The following is an 18571-nucleotide window of genomic DNA, read 5'->3' as shown; positions in this document are numbered from 1 at the left end:
GAGCGGTTTCTCGCCCGTCTCCTTCGAAGCGGGCGACGGCCAAGCCCTGACCGTTCGGAACGCGAGGATCGTAGCAGGGCGGCAACGCCCCGCTGGGTAAACTCGGCAGCCTTACGAGAGAATGATGGCCGCTCAAGCCCTGGATTCGGAGCTCTCTCTTGTCTAACTACGACCCGGTCGAGGTGACGCCGCTGCACGCCGATGAGATGGCGCGCATGCAGGCCGAAGCGCTCGAAGCCGTCAAGGCTGCGCGCGACCTCGACGAACTCAAGCAGGTGCGGCTCGCCCACGCCGGTGACCGCTCACCGATCGCCCTGGCCAACCGCGAGATCGGCGCGCTGCCCCCGGCGGCCCGCGCCGAGGCGGGCAAGCGCGTGGGCGGCGCCCGCAAGGCCATCGCCGACGCCCTCGCCGAACGCCAGGCCCAGCTGGAGGCCGAGCGGGACGAACGGGTCCTCGTCGAGGAGACCGTCGACGTCACGCTCCCGTGGGACCGCCTCCCGCGGGGCGCCCGCCACCCGCTGACCACGCTGCAGGAGCGCATCGCCGACGCGTTCGTCGCGATGGGCTACGAGGTGGCGGAGGGGCCCGAGCTGGAAGGCGAGTGGTTCAACTTCGACGCGCTGAACATCTCACCCGACCACCCGGCGCGCTCGGAGCACGACACCTTCTTCGTGGAGTCGGTCGACTCGGGCAAGGTGCTGCGCACGCAGACCTCGCCGGTGCAGATCCGGGCGCTGCTCAGCCGGGAGCTGCCGGTCTACGTGATCTCGCCGGGCAAGGTGTTCCGCACCGACGAGCTCGACGCCACCCACACCCCGGTCTTCCACCAGATCGAGGGGCTGGCGGTCGACGAGGGCCTGACGATGGCCCATCTCAAGGGCACCCTGGACCGCTTCGCCGAGGTCATGTTCGGCAAGGGCATCACCACCCGGTTCCGGCCCAACTACTTCCCGTTCACCGAGCCGTCGGCTGAGATGGACCTGAAGTGCTTCGTCTGCCGCGGAGCCTCCGCGGTCCCGGGCAACCCGCCCTGCCGCACCTGCAAGTCCGAGGGCTGGATCGAGTGGGGCGGCTGCGGCATGGTCAACCCCCGGGTGCTCATCGCCTGCGGTGTCGACCCCGACCGCTACAGCGGCTTCGCGTTCGGCATGGGCGTCGAGCGCACCCTGATGTTCCGCCACAACGCCGAGGACATGCGCGACATGGTCGAGGGCGACGCCCGCTTCACGCTCCCGTTCGGGATGGAGGTCTGATGAAGGTCCCGCTTTCATGGCTGCGGGAGTATGTCGATCTCCCCGCCGTCACCGCCCACGAGGTCGCCGACAAGCTCACCGCGGCCGGGCTCAAGCTGGAGGCGATCACCTCCCACGGGCACGACGTCAAGAACGTCGTCGTCGGCGAGGTGCTCTCCATCGAGGAGCTCGAGGGCTTCAAGAAGCCCATCCGCCACTGCCAGGTCGAGGTGGGGGAGGCCGCGCCGCGCCAGATCGTGTGCGGCGCGACCAACTTCACCGCCGGCGACCGGGTGCCGGTCGTGCTGCCCGGCGGGGTGCTGCCCGGCGGGTTCGAGGTCGGTGCCCGCAAGACCTACGGGCGCATGTCCGAGGGCATGATCTGCTCCGAGCGCGAGCTGGGCCTGGGCGACGACCACGGCGGCATCATGCTGCTGCCCGCCGACACCCCCATCGGCGCCGACGTGGTCGAGCTGCTCGGCCTGCGCGAGGACGTCATCGAGCTGGAGATCACCCCGGACATCGGCTACGCGCTGTCCGTCCGGGGGGTGGCCCGCGAGGTCGCCACCGCCTTCGGCGTCGCCTTCCGCGACCCGGCCGACCTCTCCCCGCCCGCGGAGACCGGCCCGTCCCACCCGGCCTCGATCGCCGACCCGACCGCGTGCGACCGCTTCGTGCTGCGCGCGATCCGCGGCTTCGACCCGCACGCCCCGAGCCCGTTCTGGATGCGGGCCCGGCTGACGCGCGCGGGCATGCGGCCGGTCTCGCTCGCCGTGGACGTCACCAACTACGTGATGCTCGAGCTCGGCCAGCCGCTGCACGCCTTCGACGCGACGAAGCTCAGCGGTGAGATCGTGGTGCGCCGGGCGGAGCCGGGGGAGACCCTGGAGACGCTCGACCACGTCGTGCGCGCGCTCCACCCCGAGGACGTCCTGATCACCGACTCCTCGGGCGCCATCTCGATGGCCGGCACGATGGGCGGGCTGCACACCGAGATCTCCGACGACTCCACCGACATCGTCATCGAGGCCGCGCACTTCGCCCCCAGCGGGGTCGCGCGCATGTCCCGCCGCCACAACCTGGTCAGCGAGGCGTCCAAGCGCTTCGAGCGGGGCGTGGACCGGGAGCTGCCGCTGTACGCCTCCTGGAGGGCGGTGCGGCTCCTGGCGGAGCTGGGCGGCGGCACGATCCAGCCGGGCGTGACCTGCGCCGAGGTCGAGACCGAGCCGGTCCGGATCTCCATCCCGAGCGGCCACCCCGGCAGGGTCGCCGGGATGCGGTACGACCGCGGGACCGTGATCCGCCGCCTGGAGCAGGTCGGCTGCACGGTCACCGAGGGAGCCGACGCCGCCGAGGGAGCCGAGGCCGCCGACGGCCTGGCGGCCAGGCTCGCGGTGACCGGGGACGACATGCTGACGGTCGTCCCGCCCTCCTGGCGGCCCGACCTGACCGACCCCAACGACCTGGCGGAGGAGGTCATCCGGCTCGAGGGCTACGAGAACCTCCCCTCGGTCCTGCCCGCCGCCCCGGCGGGGGCCGGTCTCACCGAGGGTCAGCGGCTGCGCCGCCGGGTCGGCCGGGCGCTGGCGTCGGCCGGCTACGTCGAGGTCCTCGCCTACCCGTTCATGGGGGAGCGCGACCTCGACAACCTGCAGCTGCCCGCGGGCGACGCGCGCCGCCGCGCCGTACGGCTGGCCAACCCGCTGAGCGAGGACGAGCCGCTGATGCGGACCACGCTGCTGCCGGGCCTGCTGAAGACCCTGGTCCGCAACGTGGGCCGGGGTGCGGGCGACGTCGCGCTGTTCGAGACGGGCCTGGTCTACCGGCCCGCCGCGGACGCGCCGACGACCGCGCCCGTGCTGGGCGTGGAGCGCCGGCCGACCGACGACGAGCTGGCCTCGATCGAGGCGGCGCTGCCCGCGCAGCCGAGGCGGGTCGCGGTCGTGTTGGCCGGGGAGTTCGAGCGTTCCGGCTGGTGGGGCAAGGGCACCCCGGCCACCTGGGCGGACGCCGTGGAGGCCGCCCGCACGGTGGCCCGCGAGGCCGGGGTCTCGCTGGAGGTCCGCGCCGACCGGCACGAGCCCTGGCACCCGGGTCGCTGCGCCGCGCTGTACGCCGGGGAGACGCTCGTCGGGCACGCGGGCGAGCTGCACCCCCGCGTCGTCGAGGCGTACGGCCTGCCGCCGCGGACCTGCGCGATGGAGCTGGAGCTGACCGGGCTGGAGGCGTCGCTCTCCGGGCCGGTGGAGACCCCCGCGATCTCCGCCTACCCGGTCGCCACCCAGGACGTGGCGCTGATCGTCGACGCGGCCGTCCCGGTCGCCGAGGTCGAGGCGGCGCTGCGCGAGGGGGCCGGCGCGCTCCTGGAGGCGATCCGGCTGTTCGACGTCTACGCCGGTGCGCAGGTCGGCGAGGGCAACAAGTCCCTGGCCTACTCGCTGCGCTTCCGCGCGCCGGACCGGACGCTGACCGTCGAGGAGACCACCGCGGCCCGGGACGCGGCCGTGGCCCTCGCGGGTGAGCGCACCGGGGCGCGGCTCCGCGGCGCCTGATCGGAGAGCGGTCGGCGAAGGCCCCGGCGGGCGGTGTCCGCCGGGGTCTTCGCATGGGCGGGCACGGCGGTCATGATTTGCAGGGCGGCACGTCGCGCGGCCGCCCCGGTATCCGCCCCGCCGGACGGCGGGGCCGAGAGAGGGAAACGAGATGAGGCACCTGCTGGTGTTCGCCGACCGCGACGACGCCGAGGAGGTCGCGGAGACCGTGGCGGAGGAGTTCCCCGCCCTGGACCTTCCCGCTGTCGTGCGGGAGACCCTGGCGGGGGAGGACGACGCCGAGGACGCGCAGTGGCTGGCGGTGGTCGAGGACCCCGACGAGACGCTGTCCCCGGCCGACCTGGCCCGCCTGACCGAGCTGGCCGAGGAGTACGGCGGCTGGCGCGAGGCGGAGTGACCCCGGAACCGGTGGGGGGCGGCGCGGACGGGACGAAGAGGCCCCGGGCCTGCCGGTGAGTCGTCAGGTCCGGTATCGGAGTCCCCGGGCGCCGGAGCAGGCGGCAGCGGTCACGGCTTGGCGGTCCGGGCGAGCTCCTCACGGCGGGTGCGCTCGCGGACGGCGTGCTCGTCGGTGCGGGCGTCGTAGTCGCGGAACTTCGGCAGCAGCCCGGCCAGGGCCGCGACGGCTCCCACGCAGAGCAGCCCGCCGGCGCCGAGGGAGAAGCGGGTGCCGCCGAGGTGGTCCATCAGGCCGGCACGGGCGTTGCCGAGCATCGGTCCGCTGGTGTAGGAGAGCAGCTCGATCCCGGCCAGGCGGCCCCGGTAGGAGTCGGGGATGGTCTGGTTCCAGATGGTGGCCCGGAAGACGCCGCTGATCATGTCGGCGGCCCCGGCCACGGCGAAGAAGGCCAGGATGCCCCACATGTTCGGCATGACGGCGGCCAGTGCCACCGCGGCGCCCCACACGAGGGCGGCGACGATCACGCCCAGGCCGTGCCGGTGGACGTGGTTGGTCCAGCCGGAGGTGACCGAGGCGATCAGCGAGCCGACGGCGGCGGCGGAGTAGAACAGGCCGAGCGCCTCGGGGCTGCCGACCTGGTCGGCGAGGAACGGGTAGAGCGCGGTGGAGAAGGCGAAGACCATCGCGGCGACGTCCACCAGGTAGGTGCCCATCAGGTCGGGGCGTCCCACGGCGTAGCGCACGCCCTCGACCATCGACCTGATCGAGGCGGCGGGCGCGTCCTCGGCCCGCGACGGCGCGTTCACCAGCCAGAGCAGCGCCAGCGAGACCAGGAAGGTGCCCAGGTTGATCGCGTAGGCGGCGGCGACGCCGTACGAGGCGGCGATCAGGCCGCTGAGGCCGGGGGCGATGATGGCGCCCAGGTTCCAGCGGAAGCTGCTCAGCGCGGCGGCGGCGGTCAGCTGGTCGTGCCGGACCACGCGCGGCATCAGCGACTCGAGGCTGGGGCGCTGCAGACTGCCGAAGCCCGCTGACATGGCGCCGACCACGTACAGCACCCAGACCTGGGGCTCCGGCAGCAGGGCGTTGACCAGCAGGACCAGGATCGTCAGGCAGAGCCCGGCCTCGGTGTAGAGGATGATCTTCCGGCGGTCCAGGGCGTCCGCGATCGCCCCGCCCCACAGGCCGCACACGACCATGGGCAGGAACTCGGCCGCGCTGACCAGGCCGACCGCCAGGGGCGAGCCGGTGAGCTCCTTCATCTGCAGCGGGACCGCGACGAGGGTGAGGAAGGTGCCGAACATCGTGACCACCCCCGACCCGAAGAGCAGCCGGAAGTCGCGGGAGTCGCGCAGGGGGCTCAGGTCCATCCGCAGGTGGCGGAGGAAGGCGAGAAGCGAGCGATCAGGATTTTCGGGCACGAACAGCTAGTTTCGGTGCCGGGCCGCCCGAAGGCAAACCGATTTCGGCCGGTCCGGCGGCCGGGGGGCGCCGGGTGGGCGGTCCGGCGCCGGGCGGACGCGGTGGGACCGCCCGGCGCCCGCGACGCGGCGGTACCGTCCTGCGCCCGCCCGGAACGGCCGGCTCAGGAGCCCAGGACCTCCTTGCGGAGGTGGGTCTTGAGGATCTTGCCGCCGGGGTTGCGGGGCAGCTCGGCCTCGCGGATCCAGAAGCGCACCGGGACCTTGAACGCCGCGATCCGCTCGCGCAGGAACGCCTGGAGCTCCTCGGGGGCGACGGGGGACTTCAGCCGCACCACCGCGCCGACCTCCTCGCCGAGCTCGTCGTGCGGGATGCCGATCACCGCGGCGTCGTCCACCGCCGGGTGCTCGAACAGCGCGGCCTCCACCTCGGCGCAGTAGACGTTCTCCCCGCCGCGGATGACCATGTCCTTGGCCCGGTCCACGATGTAGACGAACCCGTCGGAGTCCACCCGGGCCAGGTCGCCGGTGTGCAGCCAGCCGCCCACGAAGGTCTCCGCGGTGGCCTCGGGCCGGTTCCAGTAGCCCAGGATGACGTTCGGGCCGCGCAGGCAGAGCTCGCCGACCTCGCCGGTGGGCACCTCGTCGCCGAGCGGATCGGCGATCTTGACCTCGACCACGGGCATCGGCAGGCCGATGCTGTCGGGTCTGGCCGCGTAGTCCTGGCCGCTGTTGTTGATCGCCAGGGCGGTGGTCTCGGTCATGCCGTAGCCGTTGGACGGGGCCCGGCTGGGCAGCTGCTCGGTGATGCGCTCCAGCAGCTTGGGCGGGGCGGGCGCGCCGCCGTACCCGAGGGAGTTGAGGCTGGAGACGTCGTACTTGCCGAGCTCGGGGTGGGAGAGCAGCTGCCAGACGTTGGTGGGCACGCCGCTGAAGACGGTGACCTTCTCGCGCTCGATCAGCTCCAGCGCCCGCCCGGCGTCCCACTTGTACATCAGCACCAGGCCGCCGCCGCTGAACATCGTGGTGGTCATCACCGCGAAGCAGCCGGTGACGTGGAAGAGCGGCACGGTCAGCAGGGTGACGCGGCGCTGCCCGGCGGACTCGGCCGGGTCCTTGCCCGCCCTGACCACGGTGCGCAGCAGGCTGTAGGCCACCGTCAGCGGGGACTGGCCGACGTTGCGGTGGCTGCCGAGCGCGCCCTTGGGGACGCCGGTGGTGCCGGAGGTGTAGAAGATCGTGGCCGGATCCTCCGGGGAGAGCTCGACCGCGGGCAGGGTCGCGTCCGCCCCGGCCGCGCCCAGCACGTCCGCGAACGACCGGGCGCCCGCGGGGACCTCGCCGCGCGTCACGATCAGGGGCACGGCCGTCCCGGCCAGCTTCCCGGCGCGCTCGCCGTCGGCGATCAGCACCTTGGCGCCGGAGTCCGACAGCCCGAACTCCAGCTCCTGCGTGGTCCACCAGGCGTTGAGCGGTACGGCGATGGCCCCGGCGGCCAGTACGGCGGAGAAGGAGACGACCCATTCGGGGTAGTTGCGCATGGCGATGGCGACCCGGTCGCCCTTGGCGACGCCGTACTCCTCCACCAGGCGTCGCGCCAGCGTGGCGGCCCGCCGGAAGTGCTCCTCGTAGGTGATGCGCTCGTCCTCGTAGACGAGGAAGACCTTGTCACCGTGGAACCTGCTCATCTCGAGGAGCGCCCGGAAGTGGCCGGGGGCGTGCTTCCAGGTCCTGACCGTGCCGCCGTGGCCGGGGACCTCTTCCATCTCGAAGAGCTGTCCGGGGCCGGTGAGCTGGGCCTGGACCTGGTCGTGGGTGACAGTCATGCGTAACTACTCCCGGAATGTGGAAGGGCCGGAGACGTCACGATACCGACCGGTAGGTACGGGCAACAGTGCTGAAATCGCACCGGTCATCGCGTACGCATGTTCATGCACAGGTACCGGCGGCGTCACCCGCCCCCCGTACCATCCTGACCGGTGGGTCGAACCCGAGAGGGCCGCTCGGCCCACTTGCATGGAAATCCTGGAAGATGCATACTCTTCCTAGCAAGCTTATGAGTGACATTGCATGACCATGCAGAGAGCGGGGAGCGGGATGAGAGCGGCGATCGCCGGTGCCAGTGGCTATGCCGGAGGCGAGCTCCTGCGCCTGCTGCTCGCCCACCCCGAGATCGAGATCGGCGCGCTGACCGCCGGGTCCAACGCCGGCACCGCGCTCGGCGCGCACCAGCCCCACCTGGCCCCGCTGGCCGACCGGGTCCTGCTGGACACCACCGCCGAGACCCTCGCCGGCCACGACCTCGTCTTCCTCGCCCTCCCGCACGGCCAGTCCGCCGCCATCGCCGGGCGGCTCGGCGACGACACCCTGGTCGTCGACTGCGGCGCCGACTTCCGCCTCGCCGACCCCGCCGCCTGGGCGCACTTCTACGGCGGCGCCCACGCCGGCACCTGGCCGTACGGCCTGCCCGAGCTGCCCGGCCAGCGCGAGCGGCTCCGGGGAGCGCGCAGGATCGCCGTCCCCGGCTGCTACCCCACGGCCGTCACCCTGGCGATGTTCCCCGCCCTGGCCGCCGGCCTGGCCGAGCCCGACGTGGTCGTGGTCGCCGCCACCGGCACCAGCGGAGCGGGCAAGTCGCTCAAGCCGAACCTGCTGGGCAGCGAGGTCATGGGCTCGGTCAGCGCCTACGGCGTCGGCGGCGTCCACCGGCACACCCCCGAGATGGAGCAGAACCTCGGCGCCGTCGCGGGTCGGCCGGTGACGGTCTCCTTCACCCCCATGCTGGCCCCGATGAGCCGCGGCATCCTCGCCACCTGCACGGCCCCCGCCGCACCCGGCCTGTCCGCGCCGGCCCTGCGCGAGGCCTACGAGGCCGCCGCCAAGGACGAGCCCTTCCTGCGGCTGCTGCCCGAGGGGCAGTGGCCCGCCACCTCGATGACCCTCGGCGCCAACACCGCCGCCCTCCAGGTCGCCCTGGACGAGCGCGCCGGACGCGTCGTCGCCGTCATCGCCATCGACAACCTGACCAAGGGCACGGCGGGAGGCGCCATCCAGAGCGCCAACCTCGCGCTCGGCCTGTCCGAAGAGCTCGGCCTTCCCCTCAACGGAGTCGCCCCATGAGTGTGACCGCCCCCCTCGGCTTCCGGGCCGCGGGCATCGCCGCCGGCATCAAGTCCGGCGGAGCCCGCGACCTGGCCCTGATCGTCAACGACGGCCCCTCCCGCGCGGCGGCCGGCGTCTTCACCGCCAACCGGGTGAAGGCCGCCCCCGTGCTCTGGTCGGCGCAGGTCCTGTCCGGGGGCCGCGTGCACGCGGTCGTCCTCAACTCCGGCGGCGCCAACGCCTGCACCGGACCTCTCGGCTTCCAGGACACCCACGCCACCGCGGAGAAGGTCGCCGCGGCGCTGGACGACTCCGCCGGAGAGGTCGCCGTCTGCTCCACCGGCCTGATCGGCGAGCGGCTCCCGATGGACGCGCTGCTCGGCGGCGTGGACACCGCCGTCACCCAGCTCAGCCGGGACGGCGGCCTGGCCGCCGCCGACGCCATCCGCACCACCGACACCGTCTCCAAGATCTCCTTCCGGCGGTCCGACGGCGGCTACACGGTCGGCGGCATGGCCAAGGGCGCCGGCATGCTCGCCCCGGGCCTGGCCACCATGCTCTGCGTGATCACCACCGACGCCGAGGTCGCCGCCGAGCAGCTCGACGCGGTGCTCCGCGAGGCGACCCGGGTCACCTTCGACCGGCTCGACACCGACGGCTGCATGTCCACCAACGACACCGTGCTGCTGCTGGCCAGCGGCGCCTCCGGCATCGCCCCCGACCCCGCCGAGTTCGCCGAGCTGGTCCGCGCCGTCTGCGCCGACCTCGCCCGCCAGCTCCTGGTGGACGCCGAGGGCGCCACCAAGGCCATCGCCATCGAGGTCGTCGGCGCCGCCTCCGAGGACGACGCGGTCAAGGTCGGCCGGGCCGTCGCCCGTTCGAACCTCTTCAAGTGCGCCATCCACGGCGAGGACCCCAACTGGGGCCGGGTGCTCTCGGCGGTCGGCACCACCGACGCGGTCTTCGAGACCGAGCGGCTCAACGTCGCCATCAACGGCATCTGGATCTGCCGGGGCGGCGCCGCCGGAGACGACCGCTCCAAGGTGGACCTGCGACCCCGCGACGTGACGATCACCGTCGACCTGTCGGCAGGGCCGCACTCGGCGACCGTGCACACCACGGACCTGACCGCCGCCTACGTCCACGAGAACTCGGCGTACTCCTCATGAGGACCTCCGAAGCCCTCTCCAAGGCCACCACGCTGATCGAGGCGCTGCCCTGGCTGGCCCGCTTCCACGGCGCGACCGTCGTCATCAAGTACGGCGGCAACGCGATGACCGAGGAGCACCTGCGGGAGAAGTTCGCCGACGACGTCGTCTTCCTGCGCTACGCCGGGCTCAAGCCCGTCATCGTGCACGGCGGCGGCCCCCAGATCAACGCCCACCTCGACCGGCTGGGCATCGAGTCCACCTTCACCGCCGGGCTCCGGGTCACCACCCCCGAGGCCATGCAGGTCGTCCGCATGGTCCTGGTCGGTCAGGTCAACCGCGACGTGGTCGGCCTGATCAACCGGCACGGCCCGTTCGCCATCGGCATGTCCGGCGAGGACGCCCACCTGTTCACCGCCGTGCGCAAGCACGCCGTCGTCGACGGCGAGCCGGTGGACATCGGCCAGGTCGGCGACATCGTCAAGGTCGAGGCCGGAGCCGTGCAGGCGCTGCTGGACGACGGCCGCATCCCCGTCGTCTCCTCGGTCGCCCGCGGAGAGGACGGCACCGTCTACAACGTCAACGCCGACACCGCCGCCGCCGCGCTCGCCGTGGCGCTGCAGGCCTCCAAACTGGTCGTCCTCACCGACGTCGAGGGCCTCTACCGCAACTGGCCCGAGAGCGACGAGGTGATCGACCGGCTCACCGCCAAGGAACTCGACGAGCTCCTGCCGAGCCTGTCCAGCGGCATGGTGCCCAAGATGGAGGCCTGCCTGGCCGCCGTCCAGGGCGGCGTGCCCCAGGCCCACGTGCTCGACGGGCGGGTGCCCCACTCGGTCCTGCTGGAGATCTTCACCGACCAGGGCGTCGGGACGATGGTGGTGCCCGACACCGCCGGGGCGGTGGCCGTGCCGAACCTGGTCAAGCGCAGGCTGACCGCCACCATCAGACTGAACGGGAGCGACACATGAGCCTGCGCGAGCGGTTCGAAGCGGCGTTCATGCCCAACTACGGCGTGCCCCCCGTGGCGCTGGCGCGCGGCGAGGGCTGCACGGTGTGGGACGCCGACGGCAACGCCTACCTGGACCTGATCGGCGGCATCGCGGTCAGCTCCCTCGGCCACGCCCACCCCGCGCTGGTCGAGGCCGTCTCCAGGCAGGTCGCCACGATCGCGCACACCAGCAACCTGTTCCTGCACGAGCCCGAGGTGCTGCTCGCCGAGCGGCTGATCGGCCTGCTCGGCGGTCAGGGCCGGGTGTTCTTCGCCAACTCCGGCACCGAGGCCAACGAGTGCGCCTTCAAGCTGGCCCTCAAGCACGGCAAGGCGAACGGCCGGACCTACTTCGTGGCCGCCGAGAACGGCTTCCACGGCCGGACCATCGGCGCCCTCTCGCTGACCGGCAAGGCCGCCATCCGCGACCAGTTCGGCCCGTTCCCGGTCGACGTGCGCTTCGTCCCGTACGGCGACGCCGACGCGCTGAAGAACGCCGTCACCGACGAGTGCGCGGCCGTCTTCCTGGAGCCCACCCAGGGCGAGGCCGGGGTCGTGCCCCCGCCGGACGGCTACTTCGCCGCCGCCAGGGAGATCTGCACCGCGGCGGGGGCCCTGCTGGTCGCCGACGAGATCCAGTCCGCGATCGGCCGGACCGGGCACTGGTTCGCCCACCAGCACGAGGGCGTCCTGCCCGACGTCCTCACCCTGGCCAAGGGCCTCGGCGGCGGCCTGCCGATCGGCGCCTGCATCGGCTTCGGCCCGGCCGCCACGATCTTCGCCAAGGGCGACCACGGCTCCACCTTCGGCGGCAACCCCGTCTCCGCCGCCGCCGCGCTCGCCGTACTCGACACGATCGAGGCCGACGGCCTGCTGGAGCACGTCCGCACGGTCGGCGCCGAGTTCGCCGCCGGCCTCGCCGCGGTCGGCCACCCGCTGCTCGGCGGCGTGCGCGGCCGGGGCCTGTGGCTGGCGCTCGTGCTCACCGCCGACCGCTCCGCCCAGGTCCAGCAGGCCGCGCAGCGCGCCGGCTTCCTGGTCAACGCCCTCCAGCCCGACGCGGTACGGCTCGCGCCCCCGCTGATCATCACGTCCGAGCAGGCCGCGGCCTTCACCGCCGCGCTTCCCGCGATCCTTGACGAGGCCTCCGCATGACCAGGCACTTCCTCCGCGACGACGACCTCCTCCCCGCCGAGCAGGCCGAGATCCTCGACCTGGCCGAGGCGATGAAGAAGGACCCGTACGGCTACCGCCCCTTCGCGGGCCCGCAGACCGTCGCCGTCCTGTTCGACAAGCACTCCACCCGGACCCGCGTCTCCTTCGCCGTCGGCATCGGCGAGCTGGGCGGCCTGCCCCTGGTGATCGACGCCGGCTCCTCCCAGATGGGCCGCGGCGAGTCGATCGAGGACACCGCCAAGGTGCTGGAGCGCCAGGTCGGCGCGATCGTGTGGCGGACCTTCGGGCAGGAGAGGATCGAGGCCATGGCCTCCGCCTCCTCCGTCCCGGTGGTGAACGCGCTCACCGACGAGTTCCACCCCTGCCAGATCCTCGCCGACCTGCAGACCGTCCGGGAGGAGTTCGGCCGCACCGCCGGCCTCAGCCTGGCCTACTACGGCGACGGCGCCAACAACATGGCCCACTCCTACCTGCTCGGCGGGGCCACGGCAGGGATGGACGTGCGGATCTGCGCGCCCGAGGGCCACCGGCCCGACCCGGCGGTGCTCGCGCGGGCCGCCGAGATCGGCGAGGCGACCGGCGCCCGGGTCTCCGTGACGGCCGACCCGCTGGAGGCCGCCGCCGGAGCCCACGTGGTCGCCACCGACACCTGGGTCTCCATGGGCCAGGAGGAGGACAAGGACGAGCGGATCGCCGCGCTCATGCCGTACCAGGTCGGCGCCGAGGTGATGGCCGCCGCCGCGGACGACGCGATCGTGCTGCACTGCCTGCCCGCCTACCGGGGCCTGGAGATCGCGGCGGAGGTCCTCGACGGGCCCCGCAGCCGCGTGTGGGACCAGGCGGAGAACCGCAAGCACGCGCAGAAGGCCGTCCTGCACTGGCTGGCCGAGCAGAGCAGGCGACCCGCATGACCATCCCCATGACCAAGGTGGCCCGCCAGGCGCGCATCACCGAGCTGCTCCAGCGGCGGGCGGTGCGGTCCCAGCCGGAGCTCGCCAGGCTCCTGGCCGAGAGCGGGGTCGAGGTCACCCAGGCCACCCTCTCCCGCGACCTGGACGAGCTCGGCGCGCTGAAGCTGCGCGCCGAGGACGGCTCCCTGGTCTACGCCCTGCCGGGCGAGGGCGGCGGCCGGATTCCGCCGCACCGGCTGGGCAACGGCGGCGAGTCCCCGGCGGCCAGGCTCGGCCGCCTCGCCGAGGAGCTCCTCGTAGCCGCCGACGCGTCCGCCAACCTGGTGATCGCCCGCACCCCGCCGGGCGCCGCGCAGTTCCTCGCCTCCGCCATCGACCACGCCGGCTGGGAGTCCATCCTCGGCACCGTGGCCGGGGACGACACGATCCTCGTGATCAGCCGCGACCCGATGGGCGGGGCGGCGGTCGCCGAGGCCCTGCTGCGCCTCGCCGACCGGCGCGGTTAGCCCGCCTCCGGCGGGCCGCTCCGGTCACCCGAACCACCCCGCAGACTTTCCCGAAAGAGAGCAACCATGACTGACCGGGTCGTACTCGCCTTCTCCGGCGGCCTCGACACCTCCGTCGCCATCCCGTTCCTCGCCGAGAAGACCGGCGCCGAGGTCATCGCCGTGGCCGTCGACGTCGGCCAGGGCGGCGAGGACATGGAGGTCGTCCGCAAGCGGGCCATCGACTGCGGGGCCGTCGAGTCCGTCGTCGTCGACGCCCGCGAGGAGTTCGCCGCCGACTTCTGCGTGCCCGCCCTGCAGGCCAACGCCCTCTACATGGACCGCTACCCGCTGGTCTCCGCGCTCTCCCGGCCCCTGATCGTCAAGCACCTGGCCGCCGCGGCCAAGGAGTTCGGCGGCACGCACGTCTCGCACGGCTGCACCGGCAAGGGCAACGACCAGGTCCGCTTCGAGGCCGGCCTGGCCGCGCTCTTCCCCGAGCTGAAGGTCATCGCCCCCGCCCGCGACTACGCGTGGACCCGCGACAAGGCGATCGCCTATGCCGAGCAGAAGAACCTCCCGATCGAGACCACGAAGAAGAACCCGTACTCGATCGACCAGAACATCTGGGGCCGCGCCGTCGAGACCGGCTTCCTGGAGGACATCTGGAACGGCCCGACCGAGGACGTCTACTCCTACACCGCGGACCCCGCCGAGCCGCGCGAGGCCGACGAAGTGATCATCAGCTTCGTCGAGGGCATCCCGGTGGCGCTCGACGGGCGGCACCTGACCCCGTTCCAGATCATCGCCGAGCTCAACCGGCGGGCGGGTGCCCAGGGCGTCGGCCGGCTCGACATGGTCGAGGACCGGCTCGTCGGCATCAAGTCCCGCGAGGTCTACGAGGCGCCCGGCGCGATCACCCTGATCACCGCGCACATGGAGCTGGAGAACGTCACCGTCGAGCGGGACCTGGCCCGGTTCAAGCGCTCGGTGGACCAGCGCTGGGGCGAGCTCGTCTACGACGGCCTGTGGTTCTCCCCGCTCAAGAAGGCCCTCGACACCTTCATCGCCGAGGCCCAGCGGCACGTCACCGGCGAGGTCCGGGTGACCCTGCACGGCGGCCGGGCCACCGTCACCGGGCGGCGCTCCGAGACCTCGCTGTACGACTTCAACCTCGCCACCTACGACACCGGCGACACCTTCGACCAGTCCCTCGCCAAGGGATTCGTCGAGTTGTGGAGCCTTCCTTCGAAGATCGCGGCCGCTAGGGACGCCCGCCAGGTCTGATTGGGCTATGGTCGCGGATTGAACTGGGAGGGAGAAGAACGGTGACTGATGGTGGCAAGCCGATGCGGCTCTGGGGCGGCCGGTTCGAGGGGGGTCCGGCCGACGCGCTGACCAGGCTCTCGGTGAGCGTGCACTTCGACTGGCGGCTGGTGCCGTACGACCTGCTCGCCTCGCGGGCGCACGCACGGGTGCTGCACCGCGCGGGGCTGCTCACCGAGGAGGAACTGGAGCGCATGATCGGCGCTCTGGACGACCTGGAGCGGGCCTGCAAGGCCGGTGAGTTCCGGCCGACCGTGGCCGACGAGGACGTGCACACCGCGCTGGAGCGCGGACTGCTGGAGCGCCTCGGCACGCTCGGCGGCAAGCTGCGCGCCGGGCGCAGCCGCAACGACCAGGTCGCCACCGACCTCCGGCTCTACCTCCGCGACCACGTCCGGCACATCGTCTCGCGCCTGGTCGAGCTGGAGACCGCGCTGATGAGCCAGGCCGAGGAGCACGCCGAGACGGCGGCGCCCGGCATGACCCACCTGCAGCACGCGCAGCCGGTCTCCTTCGGCCACCAGCTGCTCGCGCACGTCCACGCCTTCGCCCGCGACATCGACCGGCTGCGTGACTGGGACCGCCGCGCGGCCGTCTCCCCGCTCGGCTCCGGCGCGCTGGCGGGCTCGTCGCTCCCGCTCGACCCGCAGGCGGTCGCCGCCGAGCTGGGCTTCGACTCGGCCGCGCCGAACTCGATGGACGCGGTCGCCGACCGCGACTTCGCCGCGGAGTTCCTGTTCTGCGCGGCGATGATCGGCACGCACCTCTCGCGGCTGGGCGAGGAGATCGTCCTGTGGGCCTCGCAGGAGTTCCGCTGGATCGAGATGGACGACGCCTACTCCACCGGCTCGTCGATCATGCCCCAGAAGAAGAACCCGGACGTCGCCGAGCTCGCCCGGGGCAAGAGCGGCCGCCTCATCGGCAACCTGATGTCGATGCTGACGACGCTCAAGGGCCTGCCGCTGACCTACAACCGGGACCTGCAGGAGGACAAGGAGCCGGTGTTCGACTCCGTCGACACCCTGCTGCTCGTCCTGCCCGCCATGGCCGGGCTGGTCGCCACCATGCGGGTCAACACCGCCAAGCTGGAGGCCTCGGCGCCCGACGGGTTCGCCCTCGCCACCGACCTGGCCGAACTGCTGGTCCGCAGGGGCGTGCCGTTCCGCGAGGCGCACGAGGCGGTCGGCCACCTGGTCGTCTGGTGCCAGGTGAACGACAAGGACCTCGACGAGCTCACCGACGAGGAGCTCGCCAAGGTCTCGCCGCACTTCACGCCCGACTCGCGCGAGGTCCTGTCGGTGCCGGGCGCGCTGGCGGCCCGCAAGGCCCACGGCGGCACCGCCCCCGACCGGGTCCGCGACCAGCTCATCGCCCTGCGCGAGGCCGTCGACGCCCAGGCAGCATGGGCGATCGGAGACTGACCGCCCCCGGCGGGGCCGACGGGTCCGGCGATCACCCGCTCGCCGGGAGCGCCGCCGGCCGCACCGACGGGCCGGGCGGGCCGGACGGCTCCGGTGCGCCCGCGTCCGATGCGCCCGGAGGGCATCCGCTCGCCCGGACCGCGCCGCTGGGCCGGGACTTCTTCGACCGGCCCGCGCACGAGGTCGCGCCCGACCTGCTGGGCCGGGTGCTCGTGCACGGGCCGGTCGCGCTGCGGCTGACCGAGGTGGAGGCGTACGGCCTGCCGGGACAGGACCCGGCCGCCCACACCTACCGCGGCCTGACCCCGCGCAACGCGGTGATGTTCGGCCCGCCCGGCCACCTGTACGTCTACTTCACGTACGGCATGCACTTCTGCGCCAATCTCGTCTGCCTCCCCGAGGGCATGGGATCGGGCGTGCTGCTGCGGGCCGGCGAGGTGATCGACGGGACCGGGGAGGCGCTCGCCCGCCGGGGCGCGGGCCGGGCCGTCTCCGGACGCGACCTCGCCCGGGGGCCCGCCCGGCTGGCGGTGGCGCTCGGCTTCGGCCGCGAGCACAACGGGCTCGACGCCTGCTCCGCGGGGCCGCCGGGCCCCTCCGGGAGGCTCGCCGTACTCGAGGGAGACCCGCCCGGACCCGGCCTGGTCCGGTCGGGGCCGCGCACCGGGGTGTCGTCGGGCAAGGAGACGCCCTGGCGCTTCTGGATCGACGGGGACGCGACCGTCTCCCCGTACCGGGTGCACGTCCCGCGCCGCCCGCGGGGCACCGCCGACCCGGCGGGGAACGGGCCCCGGTGAGCCGTCCGTGCCCTCCGTGCCGTCCTGCCGTTCCGAAGCCGCGGTGACGCGGCGGTTCCGAGTGGCGCAACGGTGCCGGGATCGGGCAGGCTGTAGGCGAAGCCGTGAATGACCCAACGAGCATGAAAGCAAGGATCGTGACCGACATTCTGGATGACCTCGCCTGGCGCGGCCTGATCGCGCAGTCCACCGACATCGACGCCCTGAGGGCGGCGATGGCCGAGGGTCCGATCACGGTCTATTGCGGCTTCGACCCGACCGCGCCCTCGCTCCACGTCGGCAACCTGGTCCCGCTGCTGACCCTGGCCCGGCTGCAGAAGGCGGGCCACCGGGCCATCGGCCTGGTGGGCGGTGCGACGGGCCTGATCGGCGACCCGAGCGGGCGCAGCACGGAGCGCTCGCTCAACTCCTCCGACGTCGTCGCCGAGTGGGTGGCGCGCATCCGGGTCCAGGTGGAGAGGTTCCTCGACTTCTCCGACGAGTCGCGCGGGATCCTCGTCAGCAACCTCGACTGGACCGCGGGCATGTCCGCCATCGACTTCCTGCGCGACGTCGGCAAGCACTTCCCGGTGAACCGCATGCTCGCCCGGGAGTCGGTGTCCGCCCGGCTGGGCGGTGAGGGACTCAGCTACACCGAGTTCAGCTACCAGATCCTGCAGGCCAACGACTACCTGGAGCTGTACCGCCGGCACGGCTGCGCGCTGCAGATCGGCGGCAGCGACCAGTGGGGCAACATCACCGCGGGCACCGACCTCGTCCGCCGGGTGACCGGCGGTCACGTGCACGCGCTGACGGTGCCGCTGATCACCAAGGCGGACGGCACCAAGTTCGGCAAGACCGCCGGCGGCGCCGTCTGGCTCAACCCGGAGATGACTTCGCCGTACGCGTTCTACCAGTTCTGGCTGAACGCCGACGACCGCGACGTGGTGAAGTTCCTCAAGATCTACAGCTTCCGGTCCCGCGAGGAGATCGAGGAGCTGGAGAAGGCCGCGGCCGAGCGACCGGCGGCCCGGGAGGCGCAGCGCGCGCTCGCCGAGGAGCTGACCACGCTGCTGCACGGCGCGGACGAGTGCGCCGCGGTGATCGCGGCGTCGGCGGCGCTGTTCGGCAGGGGCTCGCTGGACGAGCTGCCGGCGCACACGCTGGGAGCCGCCCTGGCGGAGGTGCCCCGTATGGAGGTGTCCGCGCTCGGGGTCCCGTTCGTCGACCTCCTGGCGGGGAGCGGGCTGGTGGAGTCCAAGTCCGCCGCCCGCCGTGCCGTCAAGGAGGGCGGTGCGTACCTCAACAACGTGAAGGTCGTCGACGAGGCCTACGTGCCGGCCTCCTCGGACCTGCTGCACGGGCGCTACCTCGTCCTGCGCCGCGGTAAGAGGTTCGGCGCCGTCGAGGTCGTCTGACCCTCCGGCTCGTACGGTGAACGCCCCGGCTCCGGCCGGGGCGTTCGTCGTCCGGAGGGTAACGTTCCGGTAGCGATGAGGGAAGGGTTCTCCCATGTGCCCTCCTGACCTGCGGATTCAGCGTATCCCGTGGATTTGACGATGCTCCGGAGGCGACCTAAGGTTCTCAATGCCCCGAGAGCGGGCCGGACGCCGGATCGGCGGACGGG

15 protein-coding genes are annotated in these 18571 nt (G+C 72.8%); 13 read left to right on the top strand and 2 right to left on the bottom strand.

Features of this window, described 5'->3' with window-relative positions; all coding sequences use genetic code 11:
* Nucleotides 1-206 precede the first annotated feature (206 nt).
* The 3 genes from pheS to HS048_RS25065 all read left to right on the top strand — a co-directional run bounded on the left by pheS (nt 207) and on the right by HS048_RS25065 (nt 4184).
* Entirely contained in the window at nt 207-1256 is a 1050-nt protein-coding gene (gene pheS / locus HS048_RS25075) for a phenylalanine--tRNA ligase subunit alpha (RefSeq protein ID WP_068896085.1), read from the top strand.
* Complete coding sequence (gene pheT / locus HS048_RS25070; RefSeq protein WP_196468851.1) at nt 1256-3787, top strand: phenylalanine--tRNA ligase subunit beta; 2532 nt, start codon at nt 1256-1258, stop codon at nt 3785-3787. The genes pheS and pheT overlap by 1 nt, the downstream gene beginning before the upstream one ends.
* 151 nt (nt 3788-3938) lie before the next feature.
* A complete protein-coding gene (locus HS048_RS25065; RefSeq protein ID WP_068895359.1) occupies nt 3939-4184 on the top strand; it encodes a hypothetical protein in 246 nt (81 codons plus the stop codon).
* A gap of 110 nt (nt 4185-4294) precedes the next feature.
* Here HS048_RS25065 and HS048_RS25060 read toward each other — a convergent pair whose 3' ends face one another.
* Together HS048_RS25060 and HS048_RS25055 are read right to left on the bottom strand one after the other, a co-directional pair.
* Nucleotides 4295-5608: an MFS transporter gene (locus tag HS048_RS25060; protein ID WP_231647208.1), complete on the bottom strand. Its 1314-nt coding sequence runs from the start codon at nt 5606-5608 to the stop codon at nt 4295-4297.
* Between the two features lie 164 nt (nt 5609-5772).
* Nucleotides 5773-7434 (bottom strand): class I adenylate-forming enzyme family protein, encoded by a 1662-nt coding sequence (locus HS048_RS25055; protein WP_196468850.1) that lies wholly within the window; start codon nt 7432-7434, stop codon nt 5773-5775.
* Nucleotides 7435-7684: 250 nt separating this feature from the next.
* On the opposite strand from HS048_RS25055, the gene argC reads away from it, so the two are divergent.
* From argC to tyrS, 10 genes are all read left to right on the top strand, one after another.
* Nucleotides 7685-8728, top strand: a complete 1044-nt coding sequence (gene argC, locus HS048_RS25050) for an N-acetyl-gamma-glutamyl-phosphate reductase (RefSeq protein WP_374058804.1) — start codon at nt 7685-7687, stop codon at nt 8726-8728.
* Nucleotides 8725-9879 (top strand): bifunctional glutamate N-acetyltransferase/amino-acid acetyltransferase ArgJ, encoded by a 1155-nt coding sequence (argJ, locus tag HS048_RS25045; RefSeq protein WP_191897678.1) that lies wholly within the window; start codon nt 8725-8727, stop codon nt 9877-9879. Before argC ends, argJ begins: the two co-directional genes overlap by 4 nt.
* Nucleotides 9876-10829, top strand: coding sequence for an acetylglutamate kinase (argB, locus tag HS048_RS25040; RefSeq protein ID WP_068895350.1), 954 nt, complete (start codon nt 9876-9878; stop codon nt 10827-10829). Before argJ ends, argB begins: the two co-directional genes overlap by 4 nt.
* Nucleotides 10826-12004 (top strand): acetylornithine transaminase, encoded by a 1179-nt coding sequence (locus HS048_RS25035; protein WP_196468849.1) that lies wholly within the window; start codon nt 10826-10828, stop codon nt 12002-12004. Before argB ends, HS048_RS25035 begins: the two co-directional genes overlap by 4 nt.
* On the top strand, nt 12001-12936 hold the full coding sequence (argF, locus tag HS048_RS25030) for an ornithine carbamoyltransferase (RefSeq protein ID WP_196468848.1): 936 nt from the start codon (nt 12001-12003) through the stop codon (nt 12934-12936). The genes HS048_RS25035 and argF overlap by 4 nt, the downstream gene beginning before the upstream one ends.
* Nucleotides 12933-13442 carry an arginine repressor gene (locus tag HS048_RS25025; RefSeq protein ID WP_068895345.1) on the top strand — a complete coding sequence of 170 codons (510 nt, stop codon included), beginning with the start codon at nt 12933-12935 and terminating at the stop codon, nt 13440-13442. Before argF ends, HS048_RS25025 begins: the two co-directional genes overlap by 4 nt.
* A 66-nt stretch (nt 13443-13508) precedes the next feature.
* A complete protein-coding gene (locus tag HS048_RS25020; RefSeq protein WP_196468847.1) occupies nt 13509-14708 on the top strand; it encodes an argininosuccinate synthase in 1200 nt (399 codons plus the stop codon).
* A gap of 62 nt (nt 14709-14770) precedes the next feature.
* Entirely contained in the window at nt 14771-16168 is a 1398-nt protein-coding gene (argH, locus tag HS048_RS25015) for an argininosuccinate lyase (protein WP_153054137.1), read from the top strand.
* A complete protein-coding gene (locus HS048_RS25010) occupies nt 16150-16965 on the top strand; it encodes a DNA-3-methyladenine glycosylase (RefSeq protein ID WP_084008083.1) in 816 nt (271 codons plus the stop codon). The genes argH and HS048_RS25010 overlap by 19 nt, the downstream gene beginning before the upstream one ends.
* Nucleotides 16966-17102: 137 nt before the next feature.
* Nucleotides 17103-18362, top strand: a complete 1260-nt coding sequence (gene tyrS / locus HS048_RS25005; RefSeq protein WP_068895337.1) for a tyrosine--tRNA ligase — start codon at nt 17103-17105, stop codon at nt 18360-18362.
* Nucleotides 18363-18571: the final 209 nt, after the last annotated feature.

This window comes from Planomonospora sp. ID91781, from assembly GCF_015711595.1.
In the GTDB taxonomy this organism is placed as follows: Bacteria; Actinomycetota; Actinomycetes; order Streptosporangiales; family Streptosporangiaceae; genus Planomonospora; species Planomonospora parontospora.
The sequence above is the reverse complement of the archived record's forward strand: the minus strand, read 5'-3'. Positions and strand labels throughout refer to the sequence as shown.